Annotated in this window: 3 protein-coding genes and 1 pseudogene; 3 read left to right on the top strand and 1 reads right to left on the bottom strand. The window is 69.7% G+C overall.

Translation table 11 applies throughout. The features are described from left to right. The first annotated feature begins 246 nt into the window (after positions 1–246). A complete protein-coding gene (locus PKH97_RS14310) occupies positions 247–1,446 on the top strand; it encodes an MFS transporter (protein WP_324388226.1) in 1,200 nt (399 codons plus the stop codon). Positions 1,447–1,481: 35 nt separating this feature from the next. Here the strand turns inward: PKH97_RS14310 and PKH97_RS14305 are convergent, their stop codons facing one another. Beyond that, positions 1,482–2,450, bottom strand: coding sequence for a hypothetical protein (locus tag PKH97_RS14305; RefSeq protein ID WP_324388225.1), 969 nt, complete (start codon positions 2,448–2,450; stop codon positions 1,482–1,484). Between the two features lie 321 nt (positions 2,451–2,771). Here PKH97_RS14305 and PKH97_RS14300 point away from each other — a divergent pair, with 321 nt between their 5' ends. Both PKH97_RS14300 and PKH97_RS14295 read left to right on the top strand, forming a co-directional pair. Then, the gene (locus tag PKH97_RS14300; RefSeq protein ID WP_324388223.1) at positions 2,772–3,635 is read left to right on the top strand and encodes an RIO1 family regulatory kinase/ATPase; all 864 of its coding nucleotides are present in this window, start codon (positions 2,772–2,774) and stop codon (positions 3,633–3,635) included. 109 nt (positions 3,636–3,744) lie between these two features. After that, positions 3,745–4,284: pseudogene (locus tag PKH97_RS14295) on the top strand (hypothetical protein); the annotation flags it as partial.

Below are 4,284 nucleotides of genomic sequence, written 5' to 3'. Positions count from 1 at the left end.
GCTGCTCCTCGGTCAGGTTGTCGGTGCTCTGCAGTCGGGACACGCTCGAATCGCCACCTTGCGTCGGGTTTGGGGTCTCCTGCCAGTATGCCGAGGCCCAGCACGCGCGCGTATGCGTCGCGGGTGTGAGGCTACGCACGCATGCCGGCCCGGGTGTGGTCGAATCGATTTGCCGAGCCCGGCCGCGGCTTGGGACCATGGTGTCTCGTGCGCCGATTCCTCTCTCCCTACCGCGTGCTGTTAGCGATGCCCCGGGCCAAGCGCTTCATCGCCACCACCTATGTCGCCCGGCTGGGGATGGCGATGTTCGGCGTCGCGATCGTGGTGATGATCGCCAGCCGCCGGGATTCGTATGCGACCGCGGGGCTGGTCTCGCTCGTCGGGCTCGGGTCGATGGCCGTGGGCGGGCCGGTATTGGCCCGGTTCGTCGATCGCCATGGGCAGCGCCGCATCGCCTTGCCGGCCGGGTTGTTCGCCTTGGCCTGCCTGCTGGCTCTGGCCGGCGAGACCTATCTCGGGGCACCCACGTGGGCGCTGCTTCTGACCAACACGGGGCAGGCGTTCGCGCCGGCGGTTGGGACCTTGGTCCGGTCCCGCTGGGCGCACGTCTTGGAGGGCGACTCGGCGCGGCTGCACATTGCCAACTCCTTCGAACAGGTCAGCGAGGAGTCGAACTTCGTCCTGGGACCGGCGCTGGGTGCCGGCCTGGCGACCTGGCTCTTTCCCGAGGCCGGTCTGCTCGTGGCGACGGCGCTCTTCGCTACCGGCTTCGTCGGTCTGATGGCGCACACCGAGAGCGAACCGCCGGTGCACCTCACCGACGACGTCAGCCGGGGCAGCGCCGTCCGCGTCCCCGGGATCGTGCAGCTCGGGATCACAATGATCCTCACCGGCGCGGTCTTCGGTTCCGGTGACGTCGTCATCTTGGCGTATGCCGACGAGCAGGGTGCGCGCGCCTGGGGCGGCTTCCTGATCGGGCTCTTCGCGGCCGGCTCGCTGATCGGCGGGCTGCTCTACGGATTGGTCGACCCCGGCGAGCGCGCGGCCAACCGGGTGCTGTTGTTCACCGGGTCGATGTTCGCCGGCTTCGCGCCCTTGCTGGTCGTGCCGAATCTGTGGGTACTGGGCATCAACGGCTTCGTGGCCGGCCTGGCGGTGGCGCCGACGTTGATCACGGCGATGGTGTTGTGCCAGCGGCTCGTTCCTGCCGCCCAGCTCAATGAGGGGATGACCATCGTGGTCACTGGTCTGCTGATCGGTGTCGGGCTGGGCTCGGCGATCGCTGGCCGGTGGGTCGAGTCGTATGGCGCGCACGCCGCCTTCTTGGTGCCCGTCGCGGCCGCGGGCATCGCGGTCGTGGTCGCTCTCCTGGGCCGGGCTTGGTTGATGCGGGCCGAGGAGCGCGCCCTCGCGGCGCCGGCCGCGCGCGCCGAGGTGCCCGCATAGCGTTACTGAGTGGTAGGTGAGGCAAAGCGGGCGGCCTAGCGCCCGGTTTGCCGCACCCAGGCAGTAGCCCGGGCCTGAAGGAGCCGGTGCGCGTGCACCACCTGCGTCATGAACGCTGCCGGTTCGAGTCGAAGGCCGAGCACGGGGATCCGCAGCACCAGTTGAGCGTCCAGGGTCACGGCATTGGCGCGCAGCGCGTCGTCGACCGGGTTGAGTCCCGCCAGGTGGTGCGCTCCGTCGATCTCCACGACGAGCCCGTTGTGGAAGCGAACGTCGAGGTAGATGCGGCCGCTCGGTCCACGCCGCACTGCCTGTCGGGCGGGCTGAGGAAGGCCAGCGGCCCGGGAGAAGCGGCCGAAGTCGAGTTCCCCGAGAGAGTAGGCACCATCGCAGACATCCTTGATGACCGAATCGATAAGCGCTCGCCGCGGCGAGCGACGGACCCTTGACCACGCGGCGAGCAGGCGCGATGAGGCCGTGAGTCGCTGTTGGACGGGCAGGCAGATGAGCAGAGCAGCCTGCCGGTCGCTCGCCGCCAGCTGCGCTGCCCTGATCATGGCCACCTCGATGGTCGAGCGCGGCAGGCCTGCTCTCGTGGCCCGCGCGAGTTGACGTCGCACGGTGACCCGTGTGCCCTCATTCACGCGATGGCGCTCCTGGCCCGGCACAGACAGGTCGATCACGGACGGCTCGAACCCGGTCAGACCGCTGGCCAGGAGAGAACTGGCGCCATCCAGCACGGCCCCGGTCGCGCATTCCCACACCGCCACCCAGAGCCTCGCCACGGGCTTCAGGGGCCCCGAGCCGATCTGGATCGACTTGCGCCCGACCACTGTCCACCGCCTCGCTGCGACTTCGTTGCGGATGACATTGCGCCCCACGTCCATGCCCCGCAGTTGATCTCGGTGCACCACCCCACCTTGGCTCTCGGCTGCGTCACCAACCGCGAACGCGCGCCTGGCCACGTACTGCTGCCGCGTCGTCACGCTCGCCCCAAGGTCCATGCCGACATGGTCGCCGGGCCACTCCCTCCCGCCAACGGGTCACCGAAAACCCTGGGGATAGCGCCTTTCGGACGCTCGACCCTGTGGATCACCGAAGTGACCGGCGGGTAGGTGTGGCAAAGCGGGCGGCATAGCGCCCGGTTTGACACACCTACCCGGGGTAGGGCCAGTCAGCCCCGCTGAAAATCGGTTGCGACGGAGGTGGGGTGGGCGCGAGGGTTGGGGCGCTGGCATACGGACATCGAACGAAGGAGGACGCCATGGCCGACCTGGAGCGCTGCGCGCCTGACCACTCCCCCTTCACTCTTTCGGAGATCCCCGATGTCCACACCGGACCCCTTCCACTTCACCTTCGACGTCCGTCCTGACGACCCGCCCGAGGGCGAGCGCTGGTCGAGCTATGACGGCGCTACCCACGGCCCGTCGCCGCAGCCCGCATGGGTCATCACCGACCTGGCCGCCGTCGAGTCGGATCTCGGCATCCTCAAATCCGGCAAGGAGGCGGACGTCCACCTGATCCGGCGCTGGCTGCCGTCGGATCCCGAGGCTGACGCCGGGGCTCATCCCGCCCCAGTCGCCACGCGAGAAAACCTCTTGGCCGCCAAACGCTTTCGCACCTCTCACCACCGGCTCTTCCACCGCGACGCCGGCTATCTCGAAGGCCGGCGGGTCGCCGAGAGCCGCGAGATGCGCGCCCTGGTGGGGCGGACCCGCTACGGACGCGATGTGATTGCCCGGCAGTGGGCGGGTGCCGAGTTCCAGGCCCTGGCCATGCTCTGGTCGCACGGTCTGCCCGTCCCGTATCCCGTGCAACTGACCAGCGGCGAGATGCTCATGGAGTTCATCGGCACCGATGGCGTCGCCGCTCCCCGCCTGGCCTCGACCCGTCCCCGGCCGGGCGAGGTCGCGGATCTCGCCGAACAGGCCCGTGACATCGTCGTCGCGCTGGCCGCGATGGGCTACGCACACGGCGATCTGTCGGCCTACAACGTCCTGCTCCACGACGGGCGGCTGGTCGTCATCGACTGGCCGCAGATCGTCGACATCATTGCCAATCCGCAGGGTTTCGACTACCTACGGCGAGACGTGGAGAACCTCTTCGGCTGGTTCACGCGCAAGGGCGCCGACCTCGACCTCGAGCACGTCTTCGGGGATGCCGTGGCCGCAGCGACCTCGCACTGGTGAGGCTTCCGGGCCACGGCCGGATGCGCCCAGGGCGCTGCGGTGGGCACGGGCTTGAGGGCCGCGACCTGAGGGACGCGCCACTCCGATGGGCCCGGGATACGCTCGGCCGGTGCCCAGACCAGAGCGCCCGACCCGGCACACGCCAAACCGCCGGACCATCCTCGCCGGCTTGACGGGCGCCGCCGCCCTGACCGGCTGCCGCGGCACGACCACCACGCACACGAGCCCGCCGGCAACCACCGACGGCGAGCTGACCTCGGCCTACTGGCCCGGCGTCAAGGCCTCCTGGCGCATCGCGCGACCGTCGGCGACACCGAAAGCGCTCGTTGTCGCGCTGCACGGCTTTGGCATGGACGGCCCGACAATGATGGACGGGCTCGGGCTCGCCGACCACGTCGAGCGGACCGGGCTGGCGATCGCGGCGGTCAGCGGCGGGAATACTTACTGGCACAAGCGCCGGGCCGGCATGGATACCGGCGCACTGGTGATCCACGACTTCATCCCGCTCGCGCAACGCACCACCGGGGTCGATCCCAAGACGAAGGTGGCCTTACTCGGCCTGTCGATGGGCGGCTACGGCAGCCTCCTGCTCGGCTCCGACCTCGGCCCCGACCGCGTTTTCGGCGTGGTCGCCGAGAGCGCGGCGCTG

This window comes from Nostocoides sp. (assembly GCF_035343835.1).
GTDB classification, from domain to species: domain Bacteria; phylum Actinomycetota; class Actinomycetes; order Actinomycetales; family Dermatophilaceae; genus Nostocoides_A; species Nostocoides_A vanveenii.
The sequence above is the reverse complement of the archived record's forward strand: the minus strand, read 5'-3'. Positions and strand labels throughout refer to the sequence as shown.